The organism is Tumebacillus lacus (assembly GCF_026410385.1).
Taxonomy (GTDB): Bacteria; Bacillota; Bacilli; order Tumebacillales; family Tumebacillaceae; genus Tumebacillus; species Tumebacillus lacus.
On sequence record NZ_JAPMLT010000010.1, the window covers coordinates 79,843 to 96,066 of the forward strand.

At 58.6% G+C, this 16,224-nt stretch carries 15 protein-coding genes; 13 read left to right on the forward strand and 2 right to left on the reverse strand.

The features are described from left to right. Positions 1-78: 78 nt before the first annotated feature. The 6 genes from OS242_RS15550 (at position 79) to OS242_RS15575 (ending at position 4,978) form a co-directional block, all read left to right on the forward strand. Positions 79-567 carry a GNAT family N-acetyltransferase gene (locus OS242_RS15550; protein WP_267152612.1) on the forward strand — a complete coding sequence of 163 codons (489 nt, stop codon included), beginning with the start codon at positions 79-81 and terminating at the stop codon, positions 565-567. Further along, positions 564-1,211 (forward strand): hypothetical protein, encoded by a 648-nt coding sequence (locus tag OS242_RS15555; RefSeq protein WP_267152613.1) that lies wholly within the window; start codon positions 564-566, stop codon positions 1,209-1,211. The genes OS242_RS15550 and OS242_RS15555 overlap by 4 nt, the downstream gene beginning before the upstream one ends. Positions 1,212-1,328: 117 nt before the next feature. Continuing rightward, positions 1,329-2,354, forward strand: coding sequence for a CotS family spore coat protein (locus OS242_RS15560; RefSeq protein ID WP_267152614.1), 1,026 nt, complete (start codon positions 1,329-1,331; stop codon positions 2,352-2,354). Positions 2,355-2,375: 21 nt separating this feature from the next. Continuing rightward, positions 2,376-3,419: a CotS family spore coat protein gene (locus OS242_RS15565; RefSeq protein ID WP_267152615.1), complete on the forward strand. Its 1,044-nt coding sequence runs from the start codon at positions 2,376-2,378 to the stop codon at positions 3,417-3,419. Between the two features lie 43 nt (positions 3,420-3,462). Next, positions 3,463-4,599: a glycosyltransferase family 4 protein gene (locus tag OS242_RS15570; protein ID WP_267152616.1), complete on the forward strand. Its 1,137-nt coding sequence runs from the start codon at positions 3,463-3,465 to the stop codon at positions 4,597-4,599. 190 nt (positions 4,600-4,789) lie between these two features. Further along, positions 4,790-4,978, forward strand: coding sequence for a hypothetical protein (locus OS242_RS15575; protein WP_267152617.1), 189 nt, complete (start codon positions 4,790-4,792; stop codon positions 4,976-4,978). A gap of 395 nt (positions 4,979-5,373) precedes the next feature. Here OS242_RS15575 and OS242_RS15580 read toward each other — a convergent pair whose 3' ends face one another. Then, positions 5,374-6,000: an NAD(P)-dependent oxidoreductase gene (locus OS242_RS15580; protein ID WP_267152618.1), complete on the reverse strand. Its 627-nt coding sequence runs from the start codon at positions 5,998-6,000 to the stop codon at positions 5,374-5,376. Positions 6,001-6,034: 34 nt separating this feature from the next. After that, positions 6,035-7,237 carry an MFS transporter gene (locus OS242_RS15585; RefSeq protein WP_267152619.1) on the reverse strand — a complete coding sequence of 401 codons (1,203 nt, stop codon included), beginning with the start codon at positions 7,235-7,237 and terminating at the stop codon, positions 6,035-6,037. A 184-nt stretch (positions 7,238-7,421) separates the two neighbouring features. Here OS242_RS15585 and OS242_RS15590 point away from each other — a divergent pair, with 184 nt between their 5' ends. The 7 genes from OS242_RS15590 to OS242_RS15620 all read left to right on the forward strand — a co-directional run bounded on the left by OS242_RS15590 (position 7,422) and on the right by OS242_RS15620 (position 16,223). Continuing rightward, positions 7,422-8,597 (forward strand): M20 family metallopeptidase, encoded by a 1,176-nt coding sequence (locus OS242_RS15590; RefSeq protein ID WP_267152620.1) that lies wholly within the window; start codon positions 7,422-7,424, stop codon positions 8,595-8,597. A gap of 95 nt (positions 8,598-8,692) precedes the next feature. Beyond that, on the forward strand, positions 8,693-10,669 hold the full coding sequence (locus OS242_RS15595; protein ID WP_267152621.1) for a LysM peptidoglycan-binding domain-containing protein: 1,977 nt from the start codon (positions 8,693-8,695) through the stop codon (positions 10,667-10,669). Between the two features lie 125 nt (positions 10,670-10,794). Next, entirely contained in the window at positions 10,795-11,796 is a 1,002-nt protein-coding gene (locus OS242_RS15600) for an aminoglycoside phosphotransferase family protein (protein ID WP_267152622.1), read from the forward strand. Positions 11,797-11,826: 30 nt separating this feature from the next. Next, positions 11,827-12,903: a mannose-1-phosphate guanylyltransferase gene (locus OS242_RS15605; protein WP_267152623.1), complete on the forward strand. Its 1,077-nt coding sequence runs from the start codon at positions 11,827-11,829 to the stop codon at positions 12,901-12,903. A 15-nt stretch (positions 12,904-12,918) separates the two neighbouring features. After that, entirely contained in the window at positions 12,919-14,295 is a 1,377-nt protein-coding gene (locus OS242_RS15610) for a CotS family spore coat protein (protein ID WP_267152624.1), read from the forward strand. 100 nt (positions 14,296-14,395) lie between these two features. Further along, complete coding sequence (locus OS242_RS15615; protein ID WP_267152625.1) at positions 14,396-15,370, forward strand: NAD(P)-dependent alcohol dehydrogenase; 975 nt, start codon at positions 14,396-14,398, stop codon at positions 15,368-15,370. Between the two features lie 58 nt (positions 15,371-15,428). Further along, positions 15,429-16,223, forward strand: coding sequence for a polysaccharide deacetylase family protein (locus OS242_RS15620; RefSeq protein ID WP_267152626.1), 795 nt, complete (start codon positions 15,429-15,431; stop codon positions 16,221-16,223). Position 16,224: the final 1 nt, after the last annotated feature.

Genomic DNA, 16,224 nt, shown 5'->3' on the forward strand with positions numbered 1-16,224 from the left:
TCCCCCTTGCTTGAAGCATACTCATCTAGGTTATCCCACAGCATCGCGAAACTTTCCGGAAATGGAGGCATTTGTTGCATGATCGTACCGTTGCATCATCAAAACAAAGAGACGGCCGAGCAAATCCGAGACGTGCAGATCCCGGCTTATCAAGTCGAGGCGGAGTTGATCGGCTTTGACGGCATACCCGCTTTGCACGAGACGACCGAGCAATTGATGCAGAGCGGGGAGACGTTTTACGGGTATCGAAAAGACGGCAAATTGGCCGGTGTCGTCGCCTTTGAAACGGGCGAGAACGAGGATCAAGCAGCCCGCGCAAACCAGATCCAGATCACACGCCTCGTCGTCCGTCCGGACTGTTTCCGCCAAGGGATCGCGGGCGAGTTGCTTCGATTTGTTTTGGCCCTCCACGGCGATGAAACGCGATATGCCGTGCACACCGGGGCGAAGAACCGGCCCGCCATTCAATTGTATGAAAAATATGGATTTGTCCTGGCCGGTGAGCGGGAGGTCGCTCCCGATTTCTATTTGGCAGAACTGATCAAAGAAGGAGGAGCCTCCCGATGAAGATCGTGAAGCGTATGTTGGGCTCGCTGCTCTTTGTCTCGTTGGTGGTCGGCGGTGTGTGGGTGCATCCGTATCTGTTGCCGTACGCGACCGAGCGCGATCTCCCGGTGATCAACCCTGTCATCTCCGATTTTATCCGCTACCCGGATCTGAAAGCGTTGAACGACGCGTCCGAGATCGTGGCGGAGGTGGAGGTCATCGCGCAGCAGACCGTGCAAAAGGACGACCTCTCGATCCCGGAGACGCGTTCGCAAGTGCAGGTGGTCAAGCCGATCAAAGGCGTTGCCGCCGACCAGACGCTCAACGTCTACGAATCCGGCGGTCCGGGAGAAGCCAAAGTATTGCTGGAAGGCGAGGCCGGCCACCCGCCCAAGCGCAAAGTCGATTTTGCGATGGAATGGTCGCCGGTGATGAGCAAGGGCGGGCAGTACCTGCTCTTTTTGACCCCCTCCTCCGAGCCGGGTCTCTACACCCTGACCGGGTCGGTGCAGGGCAAACTCAAGATCGACAAAGAGACGGAAGAAGCGGTGGTCACCATCCCCCGCGAGCACATCCGGCATGACCATCTGTACTGGCTTCAGCAACGCTTTGGCGGCAAGCACCGCGACAACATTTTGAACGCGGTCGAAAAAATACAGGACTAGCCCTTGGGACCCCCGCCTCCCTTGGGCTTTTTTCATGCGGTGACAGCCCTCACACATCCGCTCCCGCCTACATAGGCTACTTTTGAAACGCCCACTGGGTAGAGGAGGGAGCATGCGTTGGCAAAGCATGAGCAATTGACATATGAAGGGAACGAACTGCTCGGAGTGGATCTGCTGGACGTGTACGGATTGGAAGTGACAGCAGCCAAACAAGTGCGGGCCGTGATCCGGATCGAGACGAACAAAGGGATCTACGCCTTGAAAAAAGTTTCGCACAAACCGGAAAAACTGCAATTTATCTATGAAGCGCAGGAACATCTCTGGAACAACGGATTCCAAAGCCTGCCCCGCTTCCTGAAGACGCGGGCAGGAAAGCCGTTCGTCGATGTCGGCGACGGTCTCGTCTTTGTCAACGACTGGCTCGACGGGGTCGAGAGCGACGTGCGCGACCCGGAGCAACTGGAGCAGATCGTCCGTCTGCAAGCCAAACTGCACGCCGCCTCGCGCGGCTTTACTCCGTCGGTGGACGCGTCGATCAAGACGCGCTGGGCCGGCTGGATCGAGCGGTTCGAGGAGGAACTGACCGACATCGAGACGTGCTACCGGCGCTACCAAGGTCAAGAGCCGCAAAACGAACTGGAGCAGGTGTTCCTCGAGACGGTCGAACCGATGCTGGAGATGGGCAGAAAGAGCGTGCAACTGCTCAAAGACTCGCCCTATCTCGACGTGCTGGCTCGCGAACAGGAGCAGCGCGGCTTTGTGCACGGCGATTTCACCTACCACAACTTCATCCGCACGCCGGACGGGTCGATGCAGGTGATCGACTTTGACTACTGCGCCCATGAACTGCGCGCCCACGACTTCGCCCGCTTCATGCGAAAAATGCTGCGCCGCACCGAGTGGGACCCGGCGTGCGGCAACGGGATCTTGGAGACGTATCATCAGGTCGATCCGCTGCACGAGGATGAGTTGCAGGTGCTCAAGGCGGTGCTCTATTTCCCGCAGCGGTATTGGCGGGCGGTCGAACGCGGGTTCCTGTCGCATCGCTACACGCCGGAGGGCTCGATCAAGAAGATGCGGCAAGAAATGCATCGCCTCGACAAGTGGCAGGCGTATCTCGATCAGTTCCCGACCCGACTGTAGCCGGGAAGGGAGGAGACCGCGATGGAGCAGCTCACGATCTCGCAGGTGTTGGACCTGTGCGGGTTTTGGCCGGAAGTGCTGACGGCGTATGATCTGGAGATCGTCGCCGCCGCTCCGGTGCGCAAAGTGGTGCGCTTGCAGACCCCGCAGGGCGATCTGGCGTTGAAGAAGTTCAAACTGACCGATGAAGAATTGGAATTTTCCCTCGCTGCGATGCGCCACGTCAAAGAGCGCGGCTTCACCGTGCCGGGCGTGATCCGCACCCGCGACGGCCGCGAGTACGTGGAGCACGACGGGGTGAAGTATTTCATCATGGAATGGCTGGACGGCCGGGAGAGCGATTACGGCTATGTGCTCGACCTCGCCAACGCCGCCCGAGGGTTGGCCAAATTTCACGAGGCGTCGCTAGGCTTTGATGCCCCGCCATGCAAGGGCAAAGAGCAGTGGGGCACGTGGACGGGACATTTCCTGGAGCGGATCGAAGAGATGCGCGAGTGGCAGGTGCTGGCGGAGCAAGGCGGGACGGCGTTTGACCGCATGTTCGCCGAAGAGGTGGCATATGGTATCCAAGAAGCGTCGCGAGCCGTCGAGCTGCTCCATGCCTCGCGCTATGAGGAGATCTCCAAAGCCGAGCAGGAGTCTCGAGGATTCTGCCACCACGACTATGCGCACCACAACGTGTTGATCACGCCGCAAAAGCAGGTCAGCCTGATCGACTTCGACTATGCCCTGTGCGACATCCGGGCGCACGACCTCGCCTCGCTGATCCTGCGCAATATGAAAAGCGTGAAATGGGATGCGCGAACGGCCTATTTTATCGTCAAGTCGTACTTTGAATCGACTGCGCCGCAGGAGGGCGAAGAACGGCTGCTGCACGCGATGATGCGCTTTCCGCAAGACCTGTACGAGGCGGGCCATTTTCAGTATGTCGAGAAAAACCGCCCGGCCGACGTGCTGGAGAGCCGTCTGAGAAAGTGGAGCGAGCAGACCAAACGCCGCGAGCGCGTGCTGCAGGAGTTTGAAGCGGGTGCCCGCTACGTGCTCAAGCACGGGACGATCCGCTGATCGTGGAACGCTGGAAGGACGCCATCAGTAAGGGAGTGACAGGATGAAGATCGGACTGGACGCGCGAGGAGCCATCTGGTACCGAGGTACCGGCATCGGCACGTACACCTATCAGTTGGTGAAAAACCTGTATACGATGGATCAGAAAAACGAATACCGCTTCTTCTGGCCGGGCGATGAGTACAAAGACCTCGACCCGACCGAAGACGAAATCTTCAATTCGATCGAGCGGAGCAAAGATAAATTTTGGGAAGAAGTCCACATCCCGATGAGCGTCGAGCAGGAGAAGATCGACATTTTCCACGTGCCGCAAAACGGCATCGGGCTGCCGTTGAAAAAGGGCTGCCTGAACGTGGTCACCGTGCACGACTTGATCCCGTACATCTACCCGGAGACGGTGGGGAAGGGGTATCTGAAGATCTTCCTGCAAGAGATGCCGCGCATCATCGAGCAGTCGGACCTCATCATCACCGTCTCCGAGCATTCAAAGCGCGACATCAAGCGCATTTTCAACGTGCCGGATGATAAAGTGGCTGTCACTTATGAGGCGCCGGAGAGCGTGTATCAGAAGATCGACGATCAGACGGCGAAAGACTTTGTCCGCGAGCGCTTCGGCATCGACCGGCCGTATGTGCTGTACATCGGCGGGTTCTCGCCACGGAAGAACGTGAAGGGCCTGATCAATGCGTTTTACGAGATCCAGGATCAGATTCCGAAAGAGTACGCGCTGGTGCTGGTCGGGAAGGAAGCTCGCGATTACGACGACACGGCGATGCTCGTGGACGCGCTGCGGCTGAAGGATCGCGTGATCTTCACCGGGTTTGCAGCGGTGCCGGAACTGCCGCATCTGTATAACGCGGCTGACCTGTGCGTGTACCCATCGTTCTACGAAGGCTTCGGACTGCCGCCGCTGGAAGCGATGGCCTGCGGAACGCCGGTGATCACGTCGAATACGTCCTCGATCCCGGAGATCGCCGGAGATGCCGCCCTGCTGATCAACCCGCACGATATGTACGACCTCGCGGAGAAAATGAAGCAGGTGTTGAACTCGACGACCCAGCAGAAGCAGATGCAGGCGGCTGGATTGGCGCAGGCGAGCAAGTTTACGTGGGAGAAGTGTGCGCGGGAGACGCTGGCGGCGTATGAGAAGTTGTATGCGCGGGAGTTGAGCGGGAAGTAGGGGTAGAGGAAAAGGGATGGGTGGAAGCCAGGGGCGAAGTGCCCTTGGCTTTTTTGTATTATGTGTGGCGCTGGAACTTTATTCTTTGTAAACCGGATTGCACGTACTCCCATGTTACTACAACAATGGATGAGCGATTTGGTGGAATCGCATTTAGTAAGTAACAGAAGATAGGTACGAGGTGGAAACCATGAAAAAATGGCCGACCATAATGGCCGCTTTGTTGTTTGTGGCGATATTGGTGGTATTCCTGATCCCGCGTGAAGATCCGGCTGAGTACGTGTACCGCGAATTTCCACAAACACATGGCTGGGGCAACTTACAAGTAGAGAAAATCTCACAATGTGACGAGATTGTGACCCTTGAGGTGACCTATTAGGCTGATAAGACTTTTCATGCGCATGAAAAGTGGTTTATCAAGGACAGAACCAAGTTGCAGGACTTGTCGGGCGGTCAATACGAAAAATGGCACGGCTACGTCTATTTAGCGAAAGACGGCTTATTTTCTTGGGAAGCTGTCCAGTAAGTAAACATCCCAACACCAAAGCACAAAAAGCCAGGTAGTAGCGCAGTTTCTAAGGAGAAAGGGAAACATGAAGGTGAGGAGACTTCAACTTAAACCCAACGAAATCGGTTGATCGTTCAGGTGGTGAAGGAAGCACGATATTCGACCATCAACTGACTGTGGAGCAGGCTCTGTTTCATGATGTGTTAGAACTTTGTACGGAAGAGTTATGGAGAGAAGCGAAAAAGCCGTGGAGATCCCACGGTTTTTTACGTCGCAATCCCTACTCGCGCACGAAGATATTCATCGCTGTTAAGCTGGCTATACGTAAATCGGGCCGTATCCCCGACCGAGACCTTTTTCGCATCCTCCGGTAGATAGTCCCGCTCCACCCGGTACGTGCCTTCTTCCGGGTCGTCGGTGAGATGAGTGGGGCAGACAACAGTCCAGTCGAGGTCGGAGGCGGCGAGCATTTCAAAAGCCCGACGATGCTCGTCACTTGCCCTTGTCAATGCCCGCTGCGATTCATTGCTCTCATACCGATACTTCCCCGGCTCGGTGCGGCTGTTGAGGATGCCTGCCGTACCGATGGTGAGGATGCGGCGGACTCCGTGAGACTGCATCGCTTCGATGATGTGCGGCATGCTGTCGGTGAGCACGGTGCCTTTGTCGGTGGAGAGGGCGCTGAGGACGGCGTCGGGCTTGGACACCGCGAAGGCTTGCAGCACGTCGTCGCGGTCGGTGGCGTTGCCTTGGATGACGGAGAGATGTTCATGCTGGATGTTCAATTTCCCTTGATCCCGAACGAAGGCGGTCACATGATGCCCGCCTTCGAGGGCGAGTTCGGTCAATCGTCGGCCGGTGCGGCCGGTAGCACCGAGGATGAGGAGATTCATGGCTTTGGTTCCGTCCTTTGCTCAAAGTATCTTTTTATTCTTCCCTGTCGACAACCGAACGCAAACGGAAGCTCGCAAACAACCCGATGGCGATCAACGGCGCGACGAGGAGCAGGAACGAGGTGCTAAACCCGATCTCATCCACCACCGCACCAAACAACGGGAAGAAGATCATGATCGACAGGCTGGTCAACAGTGAGATCATCGAGAAAAACGTCGCCCGGATGTTCGATGTCACTTTCGACTGAATGAAGTTGTCGAAGATCGGGTCGAGCAGCGTGGAGAGCATGCCGAGGATCAGCATCGACAGCACGGCCAGCCAGCCGTTCAGCAGGGCGAACAGCACGAGCAGGGCGACGAACAGGTAGTAGATCCCGTTGAACGCCGTGCGGAACGGCCAGCGGGAGTCGACGCGGTGGGCCAGTTTGGCGGCGGCGGCTCCGATCAGCGATTCGAGCATCATGATGAATCCGATCTCGCTCGGGCTGTAGCCGAGGCGGGAGAAATACTCTTGCGCGTAGAAGATCACGACGACCATCACAGTCGAGACGGCAATCGCGCCGAGGATCGGGCCGCGCACCGATTGTTCGGCGTTCCAGACTTTGAGAGAGTCGATGAATTGGTTGCGCCAGGCTTCCTTGAGCGAGCGGCGTGCAGCGGGCTCGGGCTCTTGTTCCCGCTGCGGTTCGCGCAGGAAGACGAGCGGAGCGAGCGCGAGGAACTGGAAGATGATGATCGAGGAGTAGACCAACGTCCAACTCCACTCCGCCATATAGCCTCCCACCCATTTTGCCAGACTCATCGAGACGAGGACCAAAGCTGTCATGCTGCCTGCGAGGCGGGTGTAGCGTTTTTCTTCGCCGTTTGCTTTGAGGGTCTCATAGAGCAGGGCTTGCTCCGCTCCCGATTTGAACGTGATGCCGAGCCCCATCAGGCCGAACGCCAGCGAGAAGAGGAAAAAGTTCCCTGAGATCATCATGAACAGGGCGTAGAAGATCGAGATGAACTGGCCGATCAGCAGGCTCTTTTTCCGTCCGTAAAGGTCGGCGACGATGCCGGTCGGGACTTCGAAAAAGAGGATGATCAGGTGCAGAAACGCTTCCAGCACGCCGACTTGCGCCATGTTCATGCCGCGCTCCCCGAGGTAGAGCACCCAGAGGGCGCGGTCGAAATAGAGGCCGGAGCAGAAGACGTACAGATACAGCGACCGGATATTTTGATTCATCCAAGCGGTCATGGGCAAAACAACTCCTTCAATGAATAAGAACCATACATACAGAAATAAGAAAAAGCCGCAGGGGCGATGAGGCTCCCGTGGCTTTTTGCAGTGACGCAGGGAACATTTGACTTTTTCTTACTATACCCGATACCATGAAGGTGTCGCAATCCTGTAAATTTTATAAAAAAGGAGTTTTGACATAATGAAATGGGAACCGTTGCTCGGCTTGGTCGACGAGGTAAAGGCAGATGTGGTGAAATGGCGTCGGTATCTGCATCAGCACCCGGAGCTGTCTTTTTATGAAGAAGAGACGGCGCAATATGTATACAACATGCTGGAGAGCTTTGGCAATCTCGAACTGTCGCGGCCGACGAAGACGTCTGTGGTCGCCCGTTTGATCGGGTCGCAGCCGGGTAAAGTGCTGGCGATCCGGGCTGATATGGATGCGCTGCCAATCACGGAGGAGAACGAATTTGAATTTACCTCGAAAAATCCCGGTGTGATGCACGCCTGCGGGCATGACGGCCACACGGCGATGTTGCTCGGCACGGCGAAGGTGCTCGCCGGGATGAAGGAGCAGATTCGCGGCGAGGTGCGGTTCCTGTTCCAGCATGCGGAGGAGCTGTTCCCCGGCGGGGCGCAGGAGATGGTCGACGCGGGCGTGATGGAAGGGGTCGATGCGGTGATCGGGACGCATCTGTGGTCGACGATTGAGATCGGCAAGGTCGGGGTGCTGGCAGGTCCGATGATGGCGTCGCCCGATATGTTCCAGATCTTCATTCAAGGCAAAGGCGGTCATGCGGCGCTCCCGCACCAGACGATCGACTCGATTGCCATCGGCGCGCAGGTGGTGACCAATCTCCAACACATCGTCTCCCGCTACAACGACCCGCTGGAGCCGCTGGTGGTGTCGGTGACGAAGTTTATCGGCGGCACGACACACAATGTCATTCCCGGCACGGTGGAGATCATGGGCACGGTGCGCAGTTTCGATGCGACTCTGCGTGCAGAGGTGCCGAAGTTGATGGAGCGCGTGGTGAAAGGGATCACGGAGGCGCACGGGGCGTCGTATACGTTCCACTACTCGATGGGGTACAGTCCGGTGATCAACGATGCGGAGATCACCGGCGTGGTTCGGGAGACGGTGCGCGAGGTGCTCGGGGAGGAAGCGCTGTTCGAGATGCAGCCGAACATGGGCGGCGAGGATTTTTCCGCTTATCAGCAGGCCGCGCCTGGTTCGCTCTTCTTTGTCGGAGCGGGCAATCAGGAAAAAGGCATCGTGTATCCGCATCATCATCCGCGCTTTACGATTGATGAGGATGCGCTGGAGACCGGTGTGAAATTGTTTGTGAACGCGACGTTCAAGATCCTCTCGTAAGTTTCCGTCCGGTTGCGTAGTCGTCAAAGTTCTACGCGTACATGTCCCCTCATATTTTATAGTGACGTTCTATGTACCGAAGGAGGGGACTTACTATGGCGGAGGCGGAACATGCGGTTCCATCGATTCGTATTCATGTGGACCAACAGGTGACGATAGAGACGGTGCGCGGTCAGGAAGATTTGGAAGATGCGACTGTTGCAACGGAGATTACCGGATTTGATGTGGAAGACGATGCGTATGTGTTGAAAGGTGCGCTGACTTTTAGCGGATTTTTGCGTCAGGGCGAGGAAGGCAGCGAGGAGTTGCCGGATGCGTTGGATGACGGGGATGTATTTGCCACGGAAGACCTGCCGGAGGATGCGCCGATCTTGCCGTTGCATCATCGGTTGCCGTTTGTGTTGCAGGTGCCGGTGGCCGCTCAATTGGAACACCAGCGCCGCGACGGGATACTCGACGTGAATCCGAAGGTCGGTCAGTGGAACGTCCATGTGCTCGGCGATCAGACGGTCCATCTGCGGGCGGAGTTGATTGTGCAGGGGCTGTCCGCGTCGGAAGGCTATGTGTTCCGCTGCGGTACGCAGGAGGAAGGCGTGGCGGCGCAGCAGCTCGACGCGCTGCTCGATCAGGAAGAGGAGCGCACGTCCTTGCCGCCGCAGGAGTTGCCGGGCGTGGAGTTCGAGCCGCCGTTTGATCAGGTGGCGGAGACGAGTGCGTGGACGATTGAGGAAGCGCGCCACGAGGAGGCAGAAGACACCGCGGAGTCGGACGACGACTGGATCATCGAATCGGCGCCGGACGATGCGCAGGCGGCCGAGGCTCGCGAGGCGGATGGATATGCGGCGGAGGCGATACCGGAGGAGGAGGCAGAGGACGAGATCGTCTTCACTCCCGATCCGAACCTCGTGTTCCCGCTGCCGGAGCCGGGATCGCTGTGGGCGCAGCAGTTGAAGGGGACGGAAGCGGAGCATCGCTCGGCTGCCGATTTTGATCAGCCGCTCGCCGGGCAGCCGGAGTTTGTGATCCCGCAGTCGTATCAGCCGACGACGTATCAGCCGCCGCGATATGACCTGCCGAACTTTGAACCGCCCAAATTTGAACTGCCGGAGCTGAATGTGCCGCAGCCGCAGTCGTTTGAGCAAGCGGAGCCGGAGATGACGTACGGCACGCCGTATGTGGCGGATGAGGAAGCGCAGGCGCGTCCGGATGAGGTGCACGCAGAGGAGCAAGCGACAGACGAGGACGAGGATGCGTTTGTGCTGGAGTCGCCGGAGTGGCAGGAGACGCGCCACGAAGCGGCGGAGGATGAGGAAGAGCCTCTGATCGGGCGTACGGAAGCGTATGAAGTGGAAGCGGGACAACACACGGACGAAGTCGTGGAAGCGTCGCTCGCCCCGGTGGCCGAGGCGCACGACGCGGAACGTCCGGCGGTGGCGGAGTTTGAGTTTGAAGACGAAGTGATCTCCGAGGCGGGAGACGATCTGGACGTGCAGGTGATCGAGTCGCCTGTCGCAGCCAAACCGTCCGGTCCGAAGCTCTCGGTCGGCGGCAAGTCGGCGGTCGTCGAGGGCGCTCCGATCAAGCTGTCCGCGCTGCTCGGCGACTCTCGCTCACGGGCGGAAGCGCCGTCGGCACCGCCCGCTCCGCAAGCGGAGATGCTGGCCGAAGAGCAGGTGATGATCGTGGAAGAGCAAGTGCAGGTGGAGGTCACCGAAGTGAAACTGTCCGATCTCGCGCCTCACAAGGAGTCTTCCTCGCATCACAAACATCACGAGTCGTCCTCGTCGCACCATCATCATCACGACCATGACCACGATCAGGAGTCGGCCTCTGTCCATACCGGACAAAAGGGCAACATGAAGCAAAACGACTCGATCTGGAGCGACATGCTGCTCGTGGAAAGCGGCGAGAAGGCGACGATGAAATTTAAGATCGTCCACCCCGAAGACAACATCCATGATCTGGCGGAGCGGTACAGCACGTCGGTGCAAGACTTGCTGCGCGCGAACAATCTGCAAGATCAAACGTTGGAAGAGGGCCAGGTCCTCTACATCCCGGAACTGAATCGCTGATCCGACCGGCGGGTCGAACGCACATACCGAAAAACAGATGAGCCCTGTGCCCATCTGTTTTTTTTCGTCTACTCGCTGGTACAAACGCATACGATTGTAAGCAAGAGAAGAGGGAGGGGAGAAGTATGGAGCACGAACAATGGGATGCGATCCTGGCATCTGTACTGCCCCGTTACGGAGTACAAGTGCGGGGGATAGAACCTCTTGATGACACGACCGCTTTGATCATCAGCGACCGCGGGGCGAAACGCCTGCGCATCGATACGGACGAAAGGCGGGTGCACCGCCGTCACGCGCTGTGGGAACATCTCGCCAAGCAGGGATTCCGACGCGTGCCCCGGCACATCCGCACGCTGTACGGCGAGGCGATCGTTCAGGCGGACGGTGCGTTCTGCACGCTCAGCGATGAGTGGGAAGGGCGCGTGCCCGAGGTGATGCCGCTCGACATGCGGCTGGCCGGGCGCAATCTGGCGCGGCTGCATCAGGTGGTGAAGGGGCTTGAGCTCGGCGAGGAGATCGCGCTGCCGAAACGGCACGGGACGTGGCTGACCCGTTTCGCCAAGGTGGGCGACGAACTGGAGCAGCGCTACGTCAACTGGAACGAGTTTCGCCAGCGCAACGCGTTGCAAGACCGCTTTGTCGAGCATTTTGAATGGATCGCCGAGCAGGTCGGGATCGCGGTGGAGGGCTTAACGGCCGGACGCTATGAGGAACTGGCCCGCCGGGCGGAGCAGGAAGGCGCGTTTGCCCTCGGCGAGTACCGCCTGAACGATCTGCGCATCGACTATGAAGGGCGCGTCGCTACGCTGCACATCGACGATGCGGTCGCCGATCTGCCGCTGTATGACGCGGCCAAATTTGCCCTCGGTCTGGTCGAACGGGGCGAAAACCAGATGGCGACGCTGTTTTTGGACTCGTATGCGGAGACGATGGGCCTCTCCCAGCAGGAGGTCGTCGTCATCGACTCCTATCTGGCGTTCCCGCACGCGGCGTACCGCCATCTGAGTCAGTACAACCGCTTGAAACGGGGGGCGGATGTGTTTGCGGAGCGTTTGGAGTCGGCCGTGCGCGAAGCGCAATCGCGTCTCCCGATGCTGTACGGAGCCGGGAGTGCGCGTTGGGTGTAAGGAGGTCCCGCGGAAGGGAGGAGTCGCTCATTGTTATACGCCGTGATCCTTGCAGGCGGGGTGGGCAGCCGGTTTTGGCCCAAGTCGTCAGCCAGCAACCCGAAGCAGTTTTTGCAGATCTTCGGGGATAAGAGTCTGCTCCAGACGACGGCCGGACGCGTGCGCCCTTTGATCCGGCAAGACTGCGTCTACGTCGTGACCAACGACCGCTATTTTGACAAGATCCGGGAACAGCTCCCCGACCTGCCGCCGGAAAATCTGATCATCGAGCCAGAAGCGCGGGAGACGGCGGCGGGGATCGGCCTCGCCGCCGTCAAACTGGCTCGCCGGGACCCGCATGCGGTGATGGCGGTGTTGCCCTCTGACCACTTCATCGGTTCGGAGCAAGATTTTCGCCGCTGCCTGTCGTGGGCGGCCGAGTTTGCCCGCACTCATAAAATGCTCGTCACGTTTGGCATCCGCCCGACCGAGCCGAAGACCGGTTACGGCTACATCAAAATGGATCGCCTGCTCGTCAACGACAACGGGCGGCGCGCCTATCACGTTGCGGAATTTACGGAGAAGCCGGACTTTGACCGCGCCTTGCGCTTCTTGCAATCAGGGAAATACCTGTGGAACTCGGGCATGTTCGTCTGGCGGGTCCAGCAGGTGCTGCAGGCGTACCGCAAGCACATGCCGGAGATGTACCGCCAGCTCGCCTATATCTATGAAAATCTCGGCACGCCGGATGAAAAGGAGATCATCCGCGAGACGTACGGCCAGATGGAAAAACTGTCGGTCGACTACGCGATCATGGAAAAGGCGGACAACGTCGCAGTGATCCCGGCCGACTTTGCCTGGGACGACGTCGGTTCGTGGCGGTCGGTGGAGCGGTTTCTCACACACGACAACTCGGGCAACATCGTCAACGGCTTACACGTCGGCATCGACACGGGCCGCTGCATCATCGAGAGCGATGACAAACTGGTCGCGACGATCGGCGTGCGCGATCTGCTGATCGTGCAGACGGAGCGCTCGATCCTCGTCGCCGACAAAGAGCGCGATCAGGAGATCAAAGACCTCGTGCGCCGCATCGAGAAAAATCAAAATCTGCGAGAGTTTCTGTAAGGGGGCTGGGACACGATGGGCAAGAAAAAAGACGAGCGGGAACTGCTCGAAACGTTTGACCTCTACGGAGCCGACCCGGAAATCCTGCGCGAGTGGGACCTCGCTGTGGAAAAAGTCCGCCAAGTGCGCGGCGTGCTGAAGATCAAGACGCCGGCGGGGTACCGGATGTTGAAAAAAGTCACGGCCAGCGACGCGCGCGTGCGCTTTGTCCACGAGGCGATCGAGCATCTGGCAGCGGGCGGATTTGCTCATGTGCCGCGCTTTATCCGCACGAAATACGGCGATCCGTATGTGGTGCAGGGCGATGAGATCTATTACCTGACCGACTGGCTGCCGGGCAAGGAAGCCGATTTGAAAAAGACGAAAAACATTTTCCTCGCCGCCGAGACGCTCGCCCGCCTGCACAATGCGGGCAACGGCTGCGAAGGCGGCGGATTTGGTCATGAAGCCCGCGAAGACTTTACGGCGCAGTGGGGCCGGTTCCGGGCGAAACTGGGCAGCTATGACGAGAGTTTGGAAGACCGCCGCGACGAGCAAAACGAGATGGACCGCGTCTACGCCCAGCATCGCGGTGAGCTGATCCAGATGATCGACCACGCCGCCGGGCAGCTGGCGGAAGCACCCTACGGTGAGGTGCTGGCGTGGGCCCGCGAGCACAAGACGATCTGCCACGGCTCGTTCTCGCGGCAAAACCTGATCGTCGACCGCGAGCGGATGGCGGTGATCGACTTTGACCACTGCCACTACGGGCACCCGATCCACGATCTGGGCGGGCTGCTGGCCCGCTATATGCCGCGCTACGAGTGGGATGCGGAGATCGGATTTTCGATCCTCGACGTCTACCGGGGCGTGCGCGAGGTATCGAATGAGGAAATGACCGTGCTGGCGGCGTATCTGGCGTTCCCGGCCCGGACGCTGGAGACGGTGGAGTGGTATTTTGAAGGCAAAAAGGAGTGGGAACCGGCCAAATTTGCGTCCCGCTTCCGCAAATCGCTGGCGTCCGACCACGGCCGCGAGACGTTCGTGCAGGAGATGATCGACCGATACCGGCTGAACATGGCCGCACCGTCGTTCGCCCCGCAGGTGGAGGACGTCGACGCGTACGGCGACCTCGGCGAGATGGAGTCCTCGTCGGTGGAACGCCGCGATGACGGTTGGCAGGAGGACGCGGATGCTCCGGCGATCAAACGGCGGGAGACCGTCTCCGTCGAAGTGGAGGAGGAAGAGCCGGAAGTCACCCTCGCCTCCTCTCTGGACGCGGTGACCGAGGAGGACGACGAACTCCAGATCCCCGTGCCGCGCCATCCGAACCGCTATAAAGTCAAGCGTTCCACTGCTGAACCGCGCCGCAAGAAGAGCGACGGCGGACCGTGGACGCCGGGTGGTCGATAACTAATTCTCAAATAAAGAAAGAAAGCCATTGTATCTATCGAGTATATTCTTATAGATTCAATGGCTTTTCTCTATTTCGAATGGGGGGACTCAAATGAAAATGAAAGCGATTGTATGCACAAAATACGGCTCGCCGGATGTGCTTCAACTCCAAGAGGTGGAAAAACCTGTTCCAAAAGACGGGGAGGTGCTGGTGCGCGTGCAGGCGGCCGCTCTCAATGCGAGCGACTGGCATCTCTTGCGCGCCGATCCGTTTCTAGTCCGCCTGATGTACGGTCTGTTTACACCCAAATACCAAATCATCGGAGCGGACATGGCAGGGCGCGTCGAAGCGGTCGGCCCGAACGTCACGCAGTTTCAGCCGGGAGATGAAGTTTTCGGGGATCTCTCTCGGTGCGGCTTTGGCGCGTATGCCGAGTATGTATGCGTTTCAGAACGAGTCTTGGTGCGCAAACCGGTCAATCGGTCGTTTGAGGAGGCGGCCGCCGTGCCGACCGCCGGCGTCACCGCCCTGCAGGCTCTCCGCGACCGAGGACAGATCAAGCCGGGACAAAAAGTATTGATCAACGGTGCGTCCGGAGGTGTGGGCACGTTTGCCGTGCAGATCGCCAAAGCGTTCGGTGCTGAAGTCACGGCCGTGTGCAGTTCGAGAAATGTGGACACGGCGCTCTCGATGGGAGCGGACAAAGTCATTGATTATACGAAGGAGGATTTTACCAAAGGCGGGCAGCAGTATGACTTGATCTTGGCGGCGAACGGGTATCGTCCGCTATCAGATTACAGGCGTGCCTTGCGACCTGATGGAAAATATGTCATGACCGGCGGTGCGGAGGCTCAAATGTTTCAAGCCATACTCCTCGGACCGTGGATCTCAAGGACCGGGGGCCCGAAGATGGGGAACTTGATGCTGAAACCCAACCCGAAGGATTTGGAATGTATGAAAGAGCTTCTGGAAACCGGTAAAGTAGTGCCTGTCATCGAGAGACGGTACACCTTGCCCGAAGTCCCTGACGCTCTCCGGTATCTGGAAGAAGGTCATGCCAGGGGGAAGGTCGTCATTTCAATGGAGCGCTAGGTGGTTTTTCCCCTTACAAGGTCATACTAGTCATCACCGGGAAAGGGGGGAGTGACAGATGACTGCGAACAATCTCTGGCGGCAAGGGAGCCGCTCGCTGCTTGTGCTGGTCGTGTCTGTGTGCTTGCTCGCGATGCAAGGGCGGCCGCCGGTGCCCGTCGCGACGATGGAGCCGGAACCGGCAGAGAGGTCGGGCGAATTTTCCCTGTCGATCCTCGCGTATCATCGCGTGTGCCACGAAGAGAGCGATGCATCATGTGTGAGGACGGCCGACTTTGAGCGTCAGTTGACGTGGCTTATGCAGGCGGGGTATGAAACGATCTCGTTTGAGGACCTGCTGAAATGGGAGCTCGGCATCGGTCTGCTGCCGAAAAAGCCGGTCGTCCTCACGTTCGATGACGGCTATCTCGACAACTGGACGATCCTCTACCCCTTGCTGCGGGAGAGGCGGATGAAGGCGACGGTGTTTTTGACGACCGGTTTTATCGGCACGGAGGGCTTTCTGACGTGGCAACAGGTGCGGCGGATGAGAGACGGTGGTGTGGAGTTTGGCTCGCATACGCAGACGCATCCGAACGTGGCGATTCTGACCTCCGCGAAGCAACGTGATGACGAGATTGCCGGGAGCAAACGGGAGATCGAAAAGGAGATCGGGCGGCCGGTGCTGGCGTTTTCCTACCCGTATGGATTCTTTGACGACAGATCGAAGCAGGCCGTCAAAGCGGCAGGCTACCAATACGCCGTCAGCGGCGAGTCCGGCTATGCCACGCCGCGCACGGAGCCGTGGAGTCTGAAGCGGATTGTGATCAGCGGGTATACGGAGATGGATGCTTTTAAGAAAAAATTGCCGTAAA